Here is an 18072-nt window from a genome sequence, read left to right on the forward strand (position 1 = left end):
CGCTACAACAAAAAAACCGGGACATGTCCCGGTTTTTTTATTGCCGCCACGCCGTCACTGTTTCTTCAGCAGCAGCTTAAATTGCGGCAGCCAGCGCTCGCCCGACTGGATTTCGCTATGCGCCTCGTAGGCGTCGCCCGACGGCGTCCAGCGCACGCGGTACGTCAGGACCTTGCCGCCGGCGCCCACGTACTGCGTGGCGGGAAAGTCGAGGCCACCATCGGCCGGCAGCATCGTGCCACGGCTGTAGCCGCCGCTGTTTTCCACGTACAGGAAGGCCACCTGGTTCGCCGCCGCGTCGTGGTAATACGTGGTTTCGCCCACGTAATCGGGCTTGCCGGGGCTGCGCACCGTATGCACGTCGCGCAGCATCTTGCCGCCATATAGCCACTGGAAACAGTGCTCATCCGTTTGCCTGCCACCAGGGAACTCGCCCTTCCAGCAATGCCCGGCCAGGAAGGCCATCGGCTGCAGCGCCGCGACGGCTTGCGCCTGCACGGCGGACGAGGATAACAGCAGCAGCGGCAGCAGGATGCGCATGGTGGAACTCCCGTTGGTAAGCGTCCAGTATAGGCGAATAATATGCTTGCGTCAGCGCTGACGCACGCTTTGCGCATAACGATATGCGCATCGATTCGTGGTCAAAACGGCGCGCGGGCCGTACTCTGGCCATGTCGCGCCGCACGGCGTATTACGGGAATAAAGGAAACATCATGGCTATCTCGGAAGTGAATGTACGCAACCAGTTTCGCGGCAAGATCAAGGAAATCATCTTCGGCCCCGTGGTGTCCGAGGTGGACGTGGAAACGCCGCACGGCATCGTCACCTCGGTGATCACCTCGCGCTCGATCAAGGACCTGGACCTGAAAGTGGGCAGCGAAGTCATCGCGCTCGTGAAATCGACGGAAGTGTCGATCGCCAAGATCCAGTAAGCGCCGTCTCCCCCATGCGCCGCGCCCCGCCATCCTGGCGGCGGCGCGGTTTTTTTGTCTTACGGCTTGATATACACATACCCTTCCTGCGCCTGCAGGCGGGTCACCTCGGCCACGCCCGACGGCACGATGACGGCTTCGGGCAAGACGCGCTGGCGGTCGATCTTGCGGCCTTCGAGCGTGTTATTGCAGACACGAAATCCCACGCCGCGCCGCGCCAGCTCGCGCACCGCGACGTCGTACGGCGTCCCATCCTTGGCGATGGCGCCATCGAGCAGGAAGTCGATGCCGGCGCCATGCGCGACGAGCACGATGGTGGCCTGCGGGCTGGCGTCCAGGTGATTGCGGATATTCCTCAGCGCAGCCGTGGCATTGCTGGCGTCATTGACGTGATAGACGACTTTTTCCGCCTTGGCTTCTGCCTGCGCCGCGCTGGCGGCAGTGCAGGAAAACAGGGCGAGGAGGACGGCGGCGAAGCAGCGGCGAAACATGTTCATGGGATTCCCATTCAGTGGCAGATTAAAAACATTGCCATCATATCAATCCCTGAACAAATACGTAAAGGTCCGGCTGACGGGCAGTTTTTCCGTGCTGCCCCGCAGCAGCACCTGCATGCGCTCGGCGTCGATGCGTTCGGCCGCCGCGATGGCGCTGACATTGACCATGGTGCCGCGGTGGATTTGCCAGAATTGCTCAGGATCAAGCCCGCCCAGTAAATCCTTCAGCGGCGTGCGCACCAGCGCTTCCGCGCCGGCCAGCACGACGCGCGTGTACTTGGTGTCGGCCTGGAAGAACAGCACGTCATTGACGTCGATCAAGCGGATCTGCTTGCCCACGCTGGCCTTGATCCATTTCAGTTTTTCGCGCGGCGGCGCCGGCAGCGCCGCGCGCAGCGAGTGCAGCAGGCTGGCCATGTCGGCCGGCTGCGCATCGAGCTTGCCGCGCAGGCGGGACAGCGCGCGCGCCAGCCGCTCGCCCTGCACCGGTTTCAGCAGGTAATCGACGGCGCCCGCGTCGAACGCGTCGACGGCATACTGGTCATACGCGGTGACAAACACCACGTGCGCGCGCGTGCCGATGCGCTCGGCCACTTCCAGGCCCGACAGGCCGGGCATGCGGATGTCGAGGAACACCACCTGCGGTTCATGCTCGAGGAAACCGTCCCAGGCATCGTTGCCGTTTTCCGCCACCTGCACGATGCGCGCCTCGGGCCAGGCCAGCGCCAGCATGGCTTGCAGGCGCTCGCGCATCAGCGGCTCGTCTTCGGCGATCAGGATGGTGGCGTTCATGCGGCCATCTCTTTCGTCATGACATTGATCGGCAACACAATCTCGGCCACCACCCCGCCCTCGGCCCCATCGCGCACCTGCAGGCTGGCGGCGGCCGTGGCCAGCCGCAGCCGGCCGCGCACATTCTCCAGGCCCAGGCCGCCGCCGGGCACGCCGCCCGCGCCCAGGCCCACGCCCGTATCCCGCACGCGCAGGCGCATGGCGCCATCCGCGTCCAGCACGGCCGAGACGGCGATCTCGCCGCCGCGCAGCGACGGTTCGATGCCATGCTTGATGGCGTTTTCCACCAGCGTCAGCAAGATCATGCTGGGCACCGGCGTCCGCGCCAGGCCGGGCGGCAAGTCGAGCCGGAAGGACAGGCGCGCGCCCATGCGCACCTGCATCACTTGCAGGTAGGCTTGCACCACGTCGAATTCCGTTTGCAGCGGCACCTGGTCGGCGCGCATCTCGGCCAGGCTGGCGCGCAGGAAGGCGATCAGGTTGGCCGTCAGCGCGGCCGCCTGCGCCGCGCCCTGGGCGCCCTGCTCGGCCAGCTGCTGCACGGCGCCCAGGGTATTGAACAGGAAATGCGGTTCGATCTGCGCCCGCAGCAGCCGCAGCTGCGATTCGCTCAGTTCGCGCGCCAGGCGGTCGCGCTCGGCATCCTGCTGCAGCTGCAGGGCCAGCGCCTCGTACTCCCTGTTGCGCCAGACGACGACGATCATGACGGGCACCAGATACACGAGGCCGGAAACGAGCGCGGCCCAGGCGCCCACGCGCGCGCCGCGCTCGAGCGCCGCGCCGACGGAACTGTTGCCCTCCAGCATAGAGCGCAGGATGCCGATGCCGACGCCGGCCAGGGCGGGCAAGACCAGCAGCAACAGCGCCTTGAGCTTCTGTTGCGCCAGCTTGCGGTAATTGAACCAGACGCCCAGCACGCCCCACGCCATCGCCAGGCCGAGGACATTGCTGAGCACCACGGCCTTGGCCCAGCCTACCCTGTCGGGCAGCAGCAGGTGCAGCGCGACGCCAATCAGGCTGAACAGCAGCACCAGCCTGGCCGCCGCCAGGTAAAAGCCGGCGCCCCGGTACTTGAGCATGAAGGCATGGAATTGCTGGCGCTCGATCGGCGTCAGGGTAACCAGCCGCAAGGCCACCCAGCGCCGCCAGCCAGGCGGCAGCTGGGCCGCCGTATCCGGATGCGCGAGTACCCTGAGGGTTTCATCGTCGTAACAGCGATACCATCCAGCAAATTTTTTCCACATGCTGCGTTCTCCCAGTCGCGTTAATCAGGCATGAACGCAGTCTACGGCGCGCCGTTTCCAGGGCACAGCGTCGGGCGACGAAACACGAAGCGGCAGGCATCAACGACGAAGCGCGCGGCGCGCATCGGGGACGTGCCGGCCAATATTGCTGAAATAATACGAAGTTTCCATAACGAAATCAATAATTGCGTAACAATTTTCACTCCGGCAAGAATAAGCGCTTTTATTTGCCAAATTGGCCGCAACGCCGCCTGTGGCGCGCCTGTACCGTAGACATCGCTTGATCTTTAATGGTATTGTCTACACTTGGCAAATATTGCCTCCGAGATACATGCCGCGTTCCCTCGCGGCCCTGTCCCGGCTTTGCGCGCAGCGCCCACGGTGGCGCCCCAAAACTGCTTTCCCACATACGATCCCATGCTCAAAAAAATGTTCGCCGCGGTGCTGATGACGCTTTCGACAGCGGCCATCGCCGTGCCTTTCGGTTCCCAGTCGATACTGGTGGTCGAAGACGGCACAGGTAAAGTCTTGCTTGAAAAAAATTCCAACGTGGTGGTGCCCATCGCCTCGCTGACCAAACTCATGACAGCCATGGTCGTGCTCGATTCCAAGGCCAATATGCAGGAAGAGATCAGCATCGACCGCGAAGACGTCGATACGCTGAAACACAGCACCTCGCGCGTGCCCGTGGGCGCCACGCTGAGCCGGCACGACGTGCTGCAACTGGCGCTGATGTCGTCCGACAACCGCGCCGCCGCCTCGCTGGCGCGCACCTTTCCCGGCGGCCCGACCGCGTTCGCCGTGGCCGTCAACGCCAAGATCAAGGCGCTGGGCATGCACCAGACCGTGATCGAAGAGCCGACGGGCCTGTCGCCGAACAACCAGTCGACGGCGGCCGACCTCGTCAAGATGGCCGTGGCCGCCTCGCGCTACCCGGAAATCAGCCGCATCACCACCGATTCGAAGGACGTGATCCAGATCAAGGGCCGCGACGTGGAATACCACAACACGAACCGCCTGGTGGGCGCCAAGGGCTGGGATATCGGCTTGTCGAAGACGGGCTACACGAATGAGGCGGGACGCTGCCTGATCATGCGCATCAAGTCGGCCGGCAAGTTCGCCACCATGATCCTGCTCAACGCGCGCGCCAATTCCGTGCGCGCCATGGACGCCGTCAATATCCGCCGCATGCTGGCGGCCGAGAACGGCATCGAAGAGCCAAAGGTGATGCGCGCCTCCGTCAGCCGGCACAAGAAGGCGCCGGCGAAGCCATCGAAGCGTCGCCGCGCACGTTAAGCACGGCTGAGAAAACGCCCATGGCGGCGTTGCAGTGCCTGGCCGTACTAGTCGTACTGCCTGCGGCACTGCGCCTTGCCCTAAACGTTTTTCAGGCGTGCTTTCATACCGGAAAAATACTTATTTCGCTTGCCGGTTGGTCATCACCACGCCGGCTATCGTCACCGCGCCGCCCACCAGCATCGAGGCCAGCACGGGTTCGCCCAGCAGCGCCGCCGCCAGCACGATGCCGAACACGGGCACGAGGTTGTTGAAGACGGCCGTGCGCGACGGGCCCAGCGCCTTGACGCCCTCGTAATACCAGACAAAGCCGATCACCGTGCCGAACACGCCCAGGTAGCCGATGGCGGCCCACACTTGCCAGCCGAAGCTGCGCCACGGCACGCCCGGAAATTCCACGGCCGCGCCCACCAGCAGGAAAGCCAGGCCCCACATCGATGCATACGTGGTGGCGGCGATCGGGCTCAGGCCCTTCAGCGCGACCCGGCCGATCAGGGTGTAGGCGGCCCAGCTGGAGATGCCGCAAAACATGAAGACCTCGCCGGCGCCGATGCCGCCGCCCGTGCCGTGCAGCACGCCGGCGATATCGCCGCGCGTGATGACGATGGCCGTGCCGCAGAATGCCAGCATGATGCCCAGCCACTTGAAGGAACCGAGCCGTTCGCGGAACAGCATGGCCGAGGCCAGCGCCGTGACGATGGGGTTCAGGGCCACGAACAGGGCCGTGCGGCCGGCCGGCATGCGCGACAGCGCCGCCAGGAAGCACAGGTTATACAGGAAGATGCCCGTCAGGCCCAGCGCCGCCGTCGTCGCCAGCTGCTTGCGGTCCAGGCGCGGCAAGCCCCCTTCGAGTTTCCATGCCAGCACGACCAGCAGCAGCACGGCGACGCCGAAGCGTCCGCTGGCTGCCGTCATCGGCGGCATCTGCTGCGCCAGCACGCGGCCCGCGATAAAGGTGCCGCCCCAGAACAGGGCGACGAAAATCAGTTTGAGGTAGACGAGCGGCGATTGCACGGAAGGCAAGGCGGCTGACGGTACGGCGGTAGTGCGCATGGAAAGTCCTATGATGTCGCTTGTGCAGCGGACGCTGTACGTATATATTAATACTAATATTAACTCATGAAATAATGAGCAAATACTCATAGCTCAACAAAACCACACCATGACCTTCACGCAACTGGAAATATTTACCCTGGTGGCCGAACTGCACGGCTTTTCCGCCGCCGCCGCGCAGCTGGGCATCAGCCAGTCGGCCGTCTCGCATGCGCTGAAAGCGCTGGAAAAGGAGATGGGCGTGGACCTCATCGTGCGCCACCAGGCCTCGGCCGAGCTGACGGACGTGGGCCGCCAGTTGCTGGTGCGCGCGCGCGAAATCCTCGGCCTGTCGGAAGCCATGCGCCAGGAGGCGGCCGACGTGCTGGGCCAGCGCCAGGGCACCTTGCGCATCGGCTCGTTCGGCCCCACCTCCTCGCTGAATCTGCTGCCCGCCATCACGGCGCAGTTCCGCCTGCGCTATCCGGGCATCGACCTGCGCATCGACGAGGGCGCCGACCATGAAGTGGTGCAATGGATACGCGAGCGCAGGGTCGACGTGGGCTTCGTCGTGCTGCCCGACGAGCGTTTCGACACGGCGCCGCTGGTGGAAGACCAGATGATGGCGCTGGTGCCGCGCAGCCACCCATTGGCGCAACTCGACACCATCACCCTGGCGCAGCTGTGCGAAGGGCCGTTCATCATGTCGGAAGCGGGTTGCGCCTGCCTGATCGAGCCGCTGTTCGCCAACGCGGGCCTGCAGCCGCACGTGCCCTACCGCATCAGCCAGGTGATCACCATCCTCGACATGGTCAGCCGCGGCGACGGCCTGTCCATCGTCGCCGAGCTGGCCCTGCCGCAGCGCCTGCGCGAGCAGTATCCGGAGCTGGTCGCCCTGCCATTGAACCCGCCCGTCAGCCGCAAGGTGGGCCTGGCCGTGCGCGACCGGCGCCAGAACACGCCGGCCACCAACGCCTTCTTCGACGTGGCAAAGCAGATGGCGCCGACCCTGGCGCCCCGGCGCGCCTGACACCCGACTTAAAAAGTCTCCCACTCCTCGCTGCGCTCCGCCTTGACGGCGGCCATCCTTGCCGGACGGCTGGCGAGGCGCGGCGCGACGGGCGCGCGCACCACGGGCCTGGCTGGCGGCGACATCTGCTGCGCCGGCGCCGGCCCGTCATCGAGCTTGAACACGCTGACCACCTGCGACAGGGTGCTGGCCTGGTCTTGCAGGCTTTCCGCCGCGGCGGCCGCCTCTTCCACCAGGGCCGCGTTCTGCTGCGTCACCTGGTCCATCTGCGCGATCGCCTGGTTCACCTGTTCGATACCGGAACTCTGTTCCACGCTGGCGGCCGTGATTTCGCCCATGATGTCGGTAACGCGCCGCACGCTGTCGACGATTTCCTGCATCGTCGCTCCCGCTTCGCCGACGAGCCGGTTGCCCGTGTCGACGGCGCTCACGGAATCGTCGATCAGCAGCTTGATTTCCTTGGCGGCGGCGCTGGAACGCTGCGCCAGGCTGCGCACTTCCGTGGCGACGACGGCAAAGCCGCGTCCCTGCTCGCCCGCGCGCGCCGCTTCCACGGCCGCATTCAAGGCCAGGATGTTGGTCTGGAAGGCGATGCCGTCGATCACGCTGATGATGTCGACGATCTTGTGCGACGAGGCATTGATCGAAGTCATGGTCTCGACCACTTGCGCCACCACTTGCCCGCCCTTGCTGGCCACGCTGGAGGCCGAACCGGCCATCTGGTTGGCCTGGCGCGCATTGTCGGCATTCTGCTTGACGGTGCTGGTCAGTTCCTCCATCGAGGCGGCCGTTTCTTCCAGCGAGCTGGCCTGCTGCTCCGTGCGCGACGACAGGTCCTGGTTGCCGGCGGCGATTTCCGACGACGATATCCGCACCGATTCGCTGGCCGTGCGGATCTTCACCAGCACCACGGCGATCTTGTCGACGAAGCGGTTGAAGGCGCCGGCGATCTGCGCCAGTTCATCGGCGCCGGAAGCGTCGAGGCGGCGCGTCAGGTCGCCCTCGCCCGAGGCGATGTCGTCGAGCGCGTCGCGCACCAGTTCCAGGCGCTTGAGCATCTTGAATACCAGCAGCGACAGCAGCAGCGCCGCCGCACCCGTCAGCAGCAAGGCCGTCACCGTGGCCGTCGTCAGCATCGTCTGCAAGGCTTGCATGGCTTCCTGCTGGTCGAGCACCACGGCCAGCAGCCAGTCCGTGCCCGCCACGCGCGTCACATACAGCTTGCCGTCGCGCCCGCCCAGGCGCACGGCGTCGCTCTGGCGCGCGCTTTCCAGCCGGTTGATCTGCGCGGCCGACAGCGCGGCGTCGAGTTTCGATACCGGCTGCAGGCTCAGTTCCTTGTCGGCGTGGGCGATGATGGTGCCGCCCTGGTCGATCAGGAAGGCAAAGCTGTGCGGCGTCGGCTTGATCGCCACCACGTTCGCAATGACGGTATCGAGCAGCACGTCCGCGCCCGCCACGCCCGTCGGCGCGCCCTTGGGGCCCACGGGCGCCGTGAACGACACCACCAGCTTGTGGCTGGCCGCATCCACGTACGGCGGCGTCAGCATCGGCACGCCGGCCTTGACGGTATCCGTGTACCAGGCCCGCGCCGTGGGATCGAAATCGGCAGGACGTCCGGGATGGGTGAACACCGAGCGCTTGTCCGCGTAGCCGATGAACACTTCCGCGAAATCGCCGGCCTGCTCGGCGATCTGGAAGGCGCGCAGCGGATCGGGCGTCTCGGCCGACATCACGACGGAGGCCATGACCTTTTTCTTGCCATCGACCCATTGCGCCAGCACGGCCGACTGGCTTTGCAGCAGTTGCTGCATCTGCTGGTCCGATGAGGCCAGCATGCTGCTGCGCGTGGTGACGTAATTAGCGACCGAGAGGGCCAGCATGGACAGCACGACGATGGCAACGCAAATCAGCACCAGCCGCGTGCGCAACGATGAAAACATGGTGTACTCCTTGAGTGTGATTTTGATGGTGTAAGGCGGCAATGCTGCCGTGAATGCCCGCCCCAGCATTCTCACACAAAAAATTGGAACATTATCACTCAATATCCGGAATACACAATATTTATTACCTCATAGCAACACCCTCGGTCATGAATGTAACTGCCATGATTGCATCCTGGTCAAGTTTTCGGCCAGGGGATCGCTCAGCCTATCAATGCGCGCAGCCCGCTGGCGCGCTGCGTGCGGCGCAAGATCGCGTCAAACAGCACGGCTTGCGTGGGCGAGACGAGGGTAAAGAAATCGCGCGCGCGCGTGATGCCCGTGTAAACCAGCTCGCGCGCCAGCATGGCGCCGCCTTCCTGCGGCAGCACCAGCACCGTGTGGCGAAATTCCGAGCCCTGCGACTTGTGCACCGTCATGGCGAACGCCGTTTCCACATGGCGCAAGCGCGTGGCCAGCACGCTGCGCACGTTGTCGCCTTCCAAGAAGTACACGCGCAGGGAACCGGGCCGCGCCGGGTCGCGCAGGGTCAGGCCGATGTCGCCATTGAACACGCCCGTGCCGTAGTCGTTGCGCGTGACCATCACGGGACGGCCCACATACCACTCGCTGCGGCGGATCCAGCCTTCCTTTTCCAGGCACAGCTCGATGGCCGCGTTCAGGCCCGCCACGCCCCACTCGCCTTCGCGCACGGCGCACAGGATGCGGAACGACTCGAACGCGTGCAGCACGGCGCGCACCCAGTCGTCATGTCGCGCATGCGCTGCTACGCCGGCATGCACCAATTCCAGATAGGGCTGATAGCCGCCCGGCGCCTCAGGACGTCCGCGCAGGGCCAGGCGCAGCACGTCTTCCTGCTGCGCGGGCACGATCCACGCCACCTTGCCGCCGCTGTCGCGCGCCAGGCACTCTTGCGCGGCGCGGGGCTGGCCCGCATTCACGGCCAGCGCCAGTTCGCCGATCGGGCCGCTGAAGCGGTGGCTGTGGCGCAGCATCACCGTCTGCTGCGCCAGCGCGCCGGCCGCCCCCGCAAAACCGGCGGGTATGGCCACGCCGCTGGCCGCCAGCGCGTACGCGATGGTGTCGGGCGCATAGCCGCCCGCCTGCGCGTCGTGGCACAAGTCGCCCAGCACGGCGCCCGCCTCCACGGACGCTAGCTGGTCCTTGTCGCCGAGCAGGATCAAAATGGCCGTGGGCGGCAAGGCGTCGAGCATGGACGCCATCATCTCCAGGTGCACCATCGACGCTTCATCGACGATCAGCACGTCGACGTCGAGCGGATTGCCCGCGTGGTGGGCGAAGGCGCGCGTATCCGGACGCGCGCCCAACAAGCTATGCAGGGTGCGCGCGGCGCCCATGCGCCGCGCCAGCTCCAGCAAGGGCAGCGCCGCGCCCGCCTTCGCCGCCAGGCCCTCCAGGGCCTTGTCGATCGACTGTTTCAGGCGCGCGGCCGCCTTGCCCGTGGGCGCGGCCAGCGCGATGCGCAGCTGTTCCGGCTGCGGCGAGACGGCAAACAGCAAGGTCAGAAGGCTCGCCACGGTGTACGTCTTGCCCGTGCCCGGGCCGCCCGTGATGATGGCCACCTTGCCGCGCAGGGCGATGGCGCACGCCACCTTCTGCCAGTCCGGAGCGCCATCGCTGGTGGGCTGGTCGAACAGGATATCGAGCCATTGCCGCACCTGCGCCAGCGGCGGATTCGCCAAATCCTGCGCGCGCGCGGCGATTTTCCCGCCCACCAGGGTCTCGTCGCGCCAGTAGCGGCGCAAATACAGGCGCGCGCCATCGAGCACCAGCGGCTGGCGCACATCGGCGGCGCCCACCTGCCACACCTGCGGCGCAGCGGCCAGCAGCGCGCACCAGCCATCGACAGTGCCCGGCAGCGGGCCCGATACGGCCAGCACGGCGTGCCACAGCTCCTCGCTCCAGCCCAGCAGCTGCGACGGTTCGCCGGCCAGGTCGGCCAGCATCAAACAGCTGTGGCCCCGCCCTTCCAGCTCGGACAGCACCACGCACGCCACGCCCACGGCGGCCGTATCGGGTCCGGCGGGCGCATCTTCGTCCAGGGTGACGATGAAACGGGCAAAGGCGGCGCTCAGGCGGCGCAGGTGGCCCGCCTCGGCGACGCCGTCGAAATGGGTGAACAAGGCGTCCAGGGCCGCGTCATGCTTCATGGTGTTCCGTTTCTTCCAACAGTTGATCGAGGCCGTCCAGCAATTCCAGCTGCGGCGCCAGCCAGTAGCAGCCATGCGTGTCCGCATTCGCGATGCCGCGCAGGAACAGGAAGATGGCGCCGCCCAGGTGCTGGGCGGGGTCATACTCCGCGCCGAGCCGGCTTTTCAGCAGCCGGTGCAACGCCAGCATGTAGATGGCGCCCTGGATGTCGTAGCGGTGCTGCGCCATGCCGGCCGCCAGCGCCGGCGTGTGGTAGGCGGCGTCATTGCTGCCCAGCGCATTCGACTTGTAGTCGAGCACCCAGTAGCGGCCCGCCCTTTCGATGACCAGGTCGGCAAAGCCTTTCAGCATGCCGTGCAGCTGGCGCCGCGGCAGCACGGGACGCGGCGCGCCATCGAGCAGCAATCGCGTGCACAGCTTATCGAGCGCCTCGGTCGACAGGTGCTCGCTGGGGAACCAGAACTCCATCTCCGACAGGGTGCTGTCCAATTCGGACAGCGAAGCGCCGAGCAGCGGCAGCGGCGTGACAGCCACTTCGCGCAGCCAGGCGATGGCGTCTTCCTGGCGGTGGCCCCAGCCGGCCCGCTCGCAGCGCGCGGCCAGGCGCGCGTCGAAACTGGCCGCGTTGACGCAGTCGAAGCCTTCGCTGCCCATCCATTCGAGCTGCTCGTGCAGGAAATTGCCAGGCACGGAACCGCGCGGGAAACGGTGCCATGGCGCGTCGCCCGTTTGCAGCGACGGCACGGCGGCCACGCCCGTGCCGTCTTCCAGCAGGGTCTCTTCCAGCGCCCGCTGCGGCACGTGCACGCTGGCCACGGCGCCGATCTGGCGCGTCAGCGAGGTAAAGCTGCCCACCGACCAGTCGCGCTCGAACTCTCCCGCAAACACGGGCGCCGGGCGCAATTCGGGACGCCGCTCGACGCGGTCGAGCACCGTACAGGCGTCGGGCTGCGCCAGCGACCCGACGCAGATGGCGTCGCAGCTGCCCGCCACCTGCTGCCAGCGCAGCAGCAGCTGGTCGGCCGGCAGCCTGTCGCCGCCCGTCAGCAGGTAGCCGAGCGCCGATTCGTGCAGGGTGTTGTCCCCTGCCTTGCGCGCCGCCAGCGCCGCCACGCCCAGCCACAGGAAGTGGCGCGCGCGCGTCAGCGCCACGTACAGCAGGCGCAAGTCTTCCTCGATGCGCGCCTCTTCCACCAAGGCCATGGCCTCGTCGGACAGCGACAGGTCGAGGCGGCGTTCGCCGTCCTCGCCCGCATACTCGAAGAAGCTGCGGTTGCGTTTATCCACCTTGCGCGCCGTGACGGCGAACGGCAGATACACGAGCGGGTATTCGAGGCCCTTGGACTTATGCACGGTGATGACCTTCACCAGTTCCGCATCGCTCTCCAGGCGCAGCACGCGCTCGTCACCGCTCTCGCCTTCGCCGGCGATCTGCTCGGCCAGCCAGCGTATCAATGCCTGTTCGCCATCGAGCTGGCGGCTGGCCGACTGCAGCAGTTCAGCCAGGTGCAGCAGATTCGTCAAGCGCCGCTCGCCGCCCGTCTGCTGCAGCAGCATGGCCGGCAGCTGCAATTCATGGATGAAGCGGCGCAGCATGGCCAGCACGCCCTGGCGCTGCCAGATCAAATGCAGGGCTTTGAGCTGCTCGACCCGGCGCTCCCATTCCAGCTCGTCGCTGGACAATCGCGCCAGCTCGCCCAGCGGCAAGCCGATGGTGCGCGTGGCAAACGCGGCGCGCGCCAGGCCGCCGTCGAGCGGGTTGGCCAGCGCCGCCAGCCAGCGCAGCACGTCCTGCGCCTCCTCGCTGTCGATGACGGAATCCTTGTCGGACAGGTACACGCTGGCGACCCTGCGGCGCGCCAGCGCGCGGCGGATGGCCGCCGCTTCCTTGCGGTCGCGCACGAGGATGGCGACATCGGCCGGCTGCAAGCGCGTAAAACCGTCGGGGCCGGTGAAGCCCGCCTGCGGATCGCCCAGCATGGCGACGATGTGTTCCGCGCAGTGCTGGGCGAAATATTCGCGGTAGCCGTCGCCGCGCAGCGCTTCGTCGCTGGCGCAGGCCGCCAGCAGGGCCGGCAGCGGACCGCCGGCGTTCACCAGCCGCTCGTCGCGGCCCTTGGCGTCGACAGCCTCGAACGGCAGCGGATTTTCATCCCCTTTGCGGTAGCGGAAGGCGCCGGCCGGCACTTCGGCGCGCTCGGCGTGCAGGAACAGCTGGTTGACGGCCGCCACCAGCGGCGCCGTCGAACGGTAATTGGTGCCCAGCTGGTAGTGGCGGCCGTTCGTCGCGCGCCGCGCCGCCAGGTAGCTCTGGATGTCGGCGCCGCGAAAGCCGTAGATCGACTGTTTCGGGTCGCCGATCAGGAACAGGCCCAGCGACGCATCGTTGTCGGCGATGCGGTACAGCAGATTGAAGATCTGGTACTGCGCCGGCGCCGTATCCTGGAATTCATCGACCATGGCCAGCGGATACTGGTCGACGATGCGCTGGCGCAGGGCCGCGCCATTCTCGCCGGCCAGCGCGTCGTGCAGGCGCTGCAGCATGTCGGCAAAGCCGAACTGGCGCGACTGGCGCTTCAATTGATCCATGCGCCGCGCAATCGCCGCCGCCGCATGCAGGTGCAGCTTGTGCGCCAGCGGCGTCAGGGCCGCCAGGGCGATCCCCAGCGCCTCCGTATGTTCGAAGCACTCGGGCACCTGCGCCGTGAAATTCTTGGCAAACGCATCCTCGATGCCGAACGGCGTCAGGCGCTCCCACGCCTTGGCCGTGATGGCCGGCTGCAGCAGCAGCGGATCCTGCGCCCACTTGCGCAAGCCATCGAACCATTTCGCCAGGTTTTCCGGCTTCATCTTGACGCCATTAAAACACTTGGGATTGACGGCGCGGTGCTCGTTGATCCACGCCGCCATCCGGTCGGCGCGTTCGACCCAGCCCGCCTTCAAGGTGGCCAGCTGCGCGGCCAGGGCCCGCTGTTCGCGCGCGATCAGGGCCGACAGCGGCTCATCGTCGGCGATCCGCATGGCGCCGGCGCGGCGCGCCAGGTCGCGCACGCCTTTCTTCAGGACGCCGACGTCGGGCCAGCAATCGAGCAGCACCTCGAGCGCCTGCGGCGCCAGCGGATAGACTTGCTGGCGCCAGTAATCGTGGGCCGCATCCTCGAACAGGGCCTGCTCGTCGCTGACCAGCTCCTCGTCGAACAGGCTGCCGCTGTCGAACGCGTGCTCGCGCAGCATGCGCTGGCACCAGGCGTCGATGGTGAAAATGGCCGCCTCATCCATCGTCTCGGCGGCCAGCATCAGCCGGTGCGCGGCCTTTTGCCGTTCGCTTTCGTCCGGATAGGACTCGAGCAAGGCATCGAGAAAGGAGTCGCTGCCGCCGGACTCGTGGCGGAAATACGCGGCCGCCTCGATCAGGCGCTCGCGCACGCGGTTCGACAGCTCGCGCGTGGCGGCGCGGGTAAACGTCATCACCAGGATATCTGCCGGCAGCAGCGGGCGCACGAAACGGCTGGCGTCATCGCCATGCCCCAGCACGAGGCGCACGTACAGCGCGGCGATGGTCCAGGTCTTGCCCGTGCCGGCCGAAGCCTCGATCAGGCGCGAGCCATGCAGCGGGAACGCCAGGGGGTTGAGCAAATGGCTCGTCATGCTTCTTCTCCGGCGCCATCGACAGGCGCGCTGATCGGGTCGAGGGTGATGTGTGCGCGCAGCCATTCGGCCAGCGGGCCATACAGCTCGCGCGTGCAGTCCTGCCACGCCTCCTCGAGCGCCAGCGCGGAAAAATCGGGCCACAGGCGCGCCAGGCACAGCTCCTCGCGTTCGCCCGAGACTTCAAAGCCGCCATCGTAGACGGCGCGCGGGTCGCCATCCTGCACCAGCGCCAGGCCCGTCTTGCAAGCCGTCGGCAACGGATGGTTCATGCCTTCGCGCCATAGCGCCAGCAGGGTCGCCAGCGCCGCGCGCGAACTGGCGGCATCGAGCGGCGCCATGCAGACGATGGCGTCGCGCGCCACCAGGTAGCCGGTGACGGAAAGGCCGAGGGCGGCGGCGGCCAGCTGGCGCAGCCACATCAGCATCAGCTTGTCGCCGCGCGCCTGGCCGGCCTTGTTCATCACTTTCGAGGAAATCTGCATCAGCCAGGCCGTTTCCTGCCCGTTGCTGCATAATTTGTCGAGCCAGTCGTCGATCTGCACGTCGCCGAACGCCAGGTTCACGGCGCGCTTGTCGGCCGCCAGCGGGAACGAGGCGCGCAGCGACAGCCAGGCGCTGCGCACGGGCAGCAGCGCCTCGACCAGCTGCTCCTGCACCTGCTGCCCGATCAGGCCGATCGGCAGCACGCCCTCGCGTGCCAGGCGCTGCGCCCTGCCCTGCAGGCTGGCGCGCACGTCGTCGAGCGCTTCCACGGCGCCCGCGTCGTCGAGCATGGTGTCTTCCAGCAGATAGCGCTCGAGCGCATTCAGGCCAAACGGTTCCTCATCCTCGCCCAGCATGGCCGCATCGGCAAAATGCACGCTGAGGCGGCGGCGGAAGAAATACTTGACGGGCTGGCGCAGGAAGCTGGCCAGCTCGCCCAGTTTCAGGCGCGTGCCGGGATCGAGTTCGTAGGGCCCCAGCGGCAGCGTCTCGGCCTGCGCCTGCGCGTCGGCATGCGCCACGCGCCATTCGCGCGCATACGTGAGCAGGCCGCCGGCCTCGAAATAGCGGCGGCTGAACGGCTGCAGCGCATGCACCGTCGTCAGGCTGGCCAGGTGGCGGTCCAGCGACCAGCCGGCCGCCAGATAATCGCGCAGCTGCGACACCAGCACGGAGGGCGGCTGTTCGGAATTGTCGCGCACATTGCGCCCCACCCAGCTGACGTACAGCTTGTCGCGCGCGGCCAGCAGGGCTTCCAGCATCAGGTAGCGGTCGTCGTCGCGGCGCGAACGGTCGCCCGGGCGCGCCATGCCCGGCAGCGCCAGCAGGTCGAAATCGGCTTTCTGCGCGCGGCGCGGGAAGTCGCCATCGTTCATGCCCAGCAGGCAGACGACGCGGAACGGCACGGCGCGCATCGGCATCAGCGTGCAGAAGGTGACGCCGCCGGAGACGAATTGATGGTTCAGGGTCGGTTCGTCGAGCGCGCCCAGCCACGCCACGCGCAGCACGGACAGCGGCACCGGTTCGATGAAGCCCGCGTGCTCGCAGGTTTCCAGCCAGCCCTGCAAGGCGCCTTCCAGCTGCGCCAGGGTCAGGCGGTCGCCCTCGTCGTCGGCGTCGAAAAAGGCCGCCAGCAGCGCGCGCGCCTGCTCGCCCCACTCGGCCGGCGTGCGCGCGCCGGCCAGCACGCCGCGCCAGTGCAGCAGCGCCTCGACCAGCTGCGCCAGCGAGCCCGCCAGCGCCGCATCGAGGCCGCCCACTTCCGCATACGGCTCGATGCCGCCAAAGCTGACGCCAACGCCGCTGGCATAGCCGAGCAGCATGCGCCGCACGCCGAAGATCCACGCATTCTGTTCGCCGGCCGCGCCCAGTCCCAGGCCGCTGCGGTGATGCTGGTCCAGGCCCCAGCGCACGCCGGCCCCTTCGATCCAGGCGCCCAGGGTGACCAGGTCGTCCGGCTGCAGGCCGAAACGGGCCGCCAGCGCCGGCACGTCGAGCAGGTCGCGCACCTCGCTCTGGCGGCAGCGCTGCTGCGGCAGCTGCAGCAGCCACTCGAGCGCGACGAGCAGCGGATTGACGCTGCGGTCCTTCACGTCGCCGATCTCGAAGGGGATGAAACGCTCGTCGTTGCGCCGGCACTGGCCAAACACGGCGTGGATGGCGGCCGTGAAGGTGTCGATGTCGGGCACCATCACCACCACGTCGCGCGGGCGCAGGCCCGTCTCGCCGCTATGCGCAAACATGGCCAGCAGCTGGTCGTGCAGCACCTCCACCTCGCGCTGCACGCTGTGCGCCACGTGGAATTCGATCGAGCGGTCGGCCGCCTCGGGCGGCGTTTGCGCGTGTTCGGCCAGCGGGCGCAGTTCGCGGATGGCCACCTGCACCTGCTGCAGCAGGGTCTCGCCCGTTTCCTCGCCGAACAGGTCGATGCGCAGGCTGTCGTCGCGCCCTTCGGCGGCTGCATGCTCGTCGAATTCATCGAGCATGCGGATGAAGTCGCGCCCCTGCCTGCCCCAGCTGGCCAGCAGCGGATGGCTGTGCGCATGCAGTTCTTCGAGCGGAATCTCGGCCAGGTCGGTGCCGTTGCGCTGGCGCTGGCGCTTGTTTTGCGCGCGCAGCAAGTCGCGCCCGTCGATGATGTCGCCCCAGTAGAACTGGCACGGATTGGGCACGGCCAGCACCACCTGCGTGTGGCGCGCCAGCGCGGCCAGCGCCTGCAGGGTTTGATACGGCAGGGCCGACACGCCGAACAGCACCACGCGGCGCGGCAGCTTGCCGGCCGCTTCCTCGCCGGCGGCAATCGCCGCCAGGAAGGCGTCATGGATGTCGGCGCGGCCCGTGTCGCGCTCGGCCGCGTCGACATCGAGGCCCACGGCGCGCCACAACTGCGCCTGCCAGCGCTGGTCTTCCCTGAGCGCGATGGACTCGCCGCGCGCCGTGCGCAGCATGTCGCGCCCCGCCGCCCAGTCGGCCAGCCAGTCGGCGCGGTAGACCTGGTACTGGTCGAACAGGTCGGCCAGGCGCTCGGCCAGCTGCAGCCGGCGCTCGGCATCGCCATCGGCCAGGAAATAGCGCAGCGGCGCGAAAACGGGATCGGCCAGCAGCGACGGCAGCAAGCGCATCAAACGCCACGTCAGCGGCGACTTGTCGAACGGCGACACGCGCGGCACGCGTTCGCGGCCCAGCATGCCCCGGTAGCTTTCCCACAGCAGGCGCGCCGGCAGCGCGATGCGCGTGGCGGCGCACACGCCCATCTCCTCGGCCAGCGCGATCTTCAGCCATTCGGCCACGCCATTCGACTGCACCAGGAAGATGTCGGTCTCCAGCGGCGCCAGCGGATGGTTGCGCAGCCACTGGAAGACGGCGGCGCGCAGCTGCTCCAGCTGGTTGCCGTGCAGGATGAGGAGGCCGGGCGTGACGGGAGTTTGCATGCTGTTCCGATGAATTGGCGCGCCTGCGGCCATCGTGGCGCAGGCGCAAAACGCGTATTATCGCCGCTCC

Annotated in this window: 12 protein-coding genes; 3 read left to right on the forward strand and 9 right to left on the reverse strand. The window is 67.2% G+C overall.

The annotated features are described in order from the left end of the window. Positions 1-54: 54 nt before the first annotated feature. The gene (locus YQ44_RS15325; RefSeq protein ID WP_071324130.1) at positions 55-540 is read right to left on the reverse strand and encodes a hypothetical protein; all 486 of its coding nucleotides are present in this window, start codon (positions 538-540) and stop codon (positions 55-57) included. A 173-nt stretch (positions 541-713) separates the two neighbouring features. Between YQ44_RS15325 and YQ44_RS15330 the strand changes: the two genes are divergently transcribed. Then, complete coding sequence (locus tag YQ44_RS15330; protein ID WP_034757699.1) at positions 714-932, forward strand: TOBE domain-containing protein; 219 nt, start codon at positions 714-716, stop codon at positions 930-932. A gap of 59 nt (positions 933-991) precedes the next feature. On the opposite strand, the gene YQ44_RS15335 is transcribed toward YQ44_RS15330, so the two are convergent. Genes YQ44_RS15335 through YQ44_RS15345 form a run of 3 tightly spaced genes read right to left on the reverse strand, consistent with a single transcriptional unit; the run spans position 992 to position 3465 of the window. Then, positions 992-1429 carry a DsrE family protein gene (locus tag YQ44_RS15335; RefSeq protein ID WP_071324131.1) on the reverse strand — a complete coding sequence of 146 codons (438 nt, stop codon included), beginning with the start codon at positions 1427-1429 and terminating at the stop codon, positions 992-994. A 42-nt stretch (positions 1430-1471) separates the two neighbouring features. After that, complete coding sequence (locus YQ44_RS15340) at positions 1472-2221, reverse strand: LytR/AlgR family response regulator transcription factor (protein WP_071324132.1); 750 nt, start codon at positions 2219-2221, stop codon at positions 1472-1474. Beyond that, positions 2218-3465 (reverse strand): sensor histidine kinase, encoded by a 1248-nt coding sequence (locus YQ44_RS15345; protein ID WP_071324133.1) that lies wholly within the window; start codon positions 3463-3465, stop codon positions 2218-2220. Before YQ44_RS15345 ends, YQ44_RS15340 begins: the two co-directional genes overlap by 4 nt. Positions 3466-3882: 417 nt before the next feature. On the opposite strand from YQ44_RS15345, the gene YQ44_RS15350 reads away from it, so the two are divergent. Next, positions 3883-4761, forward strand: coding sequence for a serine hydrolase (locus tag YQ44_RS15350; protein WP_071324134.1), 879 nt, complete (start codon positions 3883-3885; stop codon positions 4759-4761). 120 nt (positions 4762-4881) lie between these two features. On the opposite strand, the gene YQ44_RS15355 is transcribed toward YQ44_RS15350, so the two are convergent. Then, complete coding sequence (locus YQ44_RS15355) at positions 4882-5814, reverse strand: DMT family transporter (RefSeq protein ID WP_071324135.1); 933 nt, start codon at positions 5812-5814, stop codon at positions 4882-4884. 109 nt (positions 5815-5923) lie between these two features. On the opposite strand from YQ44_RS15355, the gene YQ44_RS15360 reads away from it, so the two are divergent. Continuing rightward, positions 5924-6823 carry a LysR family transcriptional regulator gene (locus YQ44_RS15360; RefSeq protein WP_071324136.1) on the forward strand — a complete coding sequence of 300 codons (900 nt, stop codon included), beginning with the start codon at positions 5924-5926 and terminating at the stop codon, positions 6821-6823. A gap of 8 nt (positions 6824-6831) precedes the next feature. Here the strand turns inward: YQ44_RS15360 and YQ44_RS15365 are convergent, their stop codons facing one another. The 4 genes from YQ44_RS15365 to recC all read right to left on the reverse strand — a co-directional run bounded on the left by YQ44_RS15365 (position 6832) and on the right by recC (position 18002). Continuing rightward, a complete protein-coding gene (locus YQ44_RS15365) occupies positions 6832-8766 on the reverse strand; it encodes a methyl-accepting chemotaxis protein (protein ID WP_083412153.1) in 1935 nt (644 codons plus the stop codon). 203 nt (positions 8767-8969) lie between these two features. Further along, positions 8970-10937, reverse strand: coding sequence for an exodeoxyribonuclease V subunit alpha (gene recD, locus YQ44_RS15370; protein ID WP_071324137.1), 1968 nt, complete (start codon positions 10935-10937; stop codon positions 8970-8972). Further along, entirely contained in the window at positions 10927-14586 is a 3660-nt protein-coding gene (gene recB / locus YQ44_RS15375; RefSeq protein WP_071324138.1) for an exodeoxyribonuclease V subunit beta, read from the reverse strand. The genes recD and recB overlap by 11 nt, the downstream gene beginning before the upstream one ends. Continuing rightward, entirely contained in the window at positions 14583-18002 is a 3420-nt protein-coding gene (recC, locus tag YQ44_RS15380; protein ID WP_071324139.1) for an exodeoxyribonuclease V subunit gamma, read from the reverse strand. Before recC ends, recB begins: the two co-directional genes overlap by 4 nt. Positions 18003-18072 lie beyond the last annotated feature (70 nt).

The organism is Janthinobacterium sp. 1_2014MBL_MicDiv (assembly GCF_001865675.1).
Taxonomy (GTDB): Bacteria; Pseudomonadota; Gammaproteobacteria; order Burkholderiales; family Burkholderiaceae_D; genus Janthinobacterium.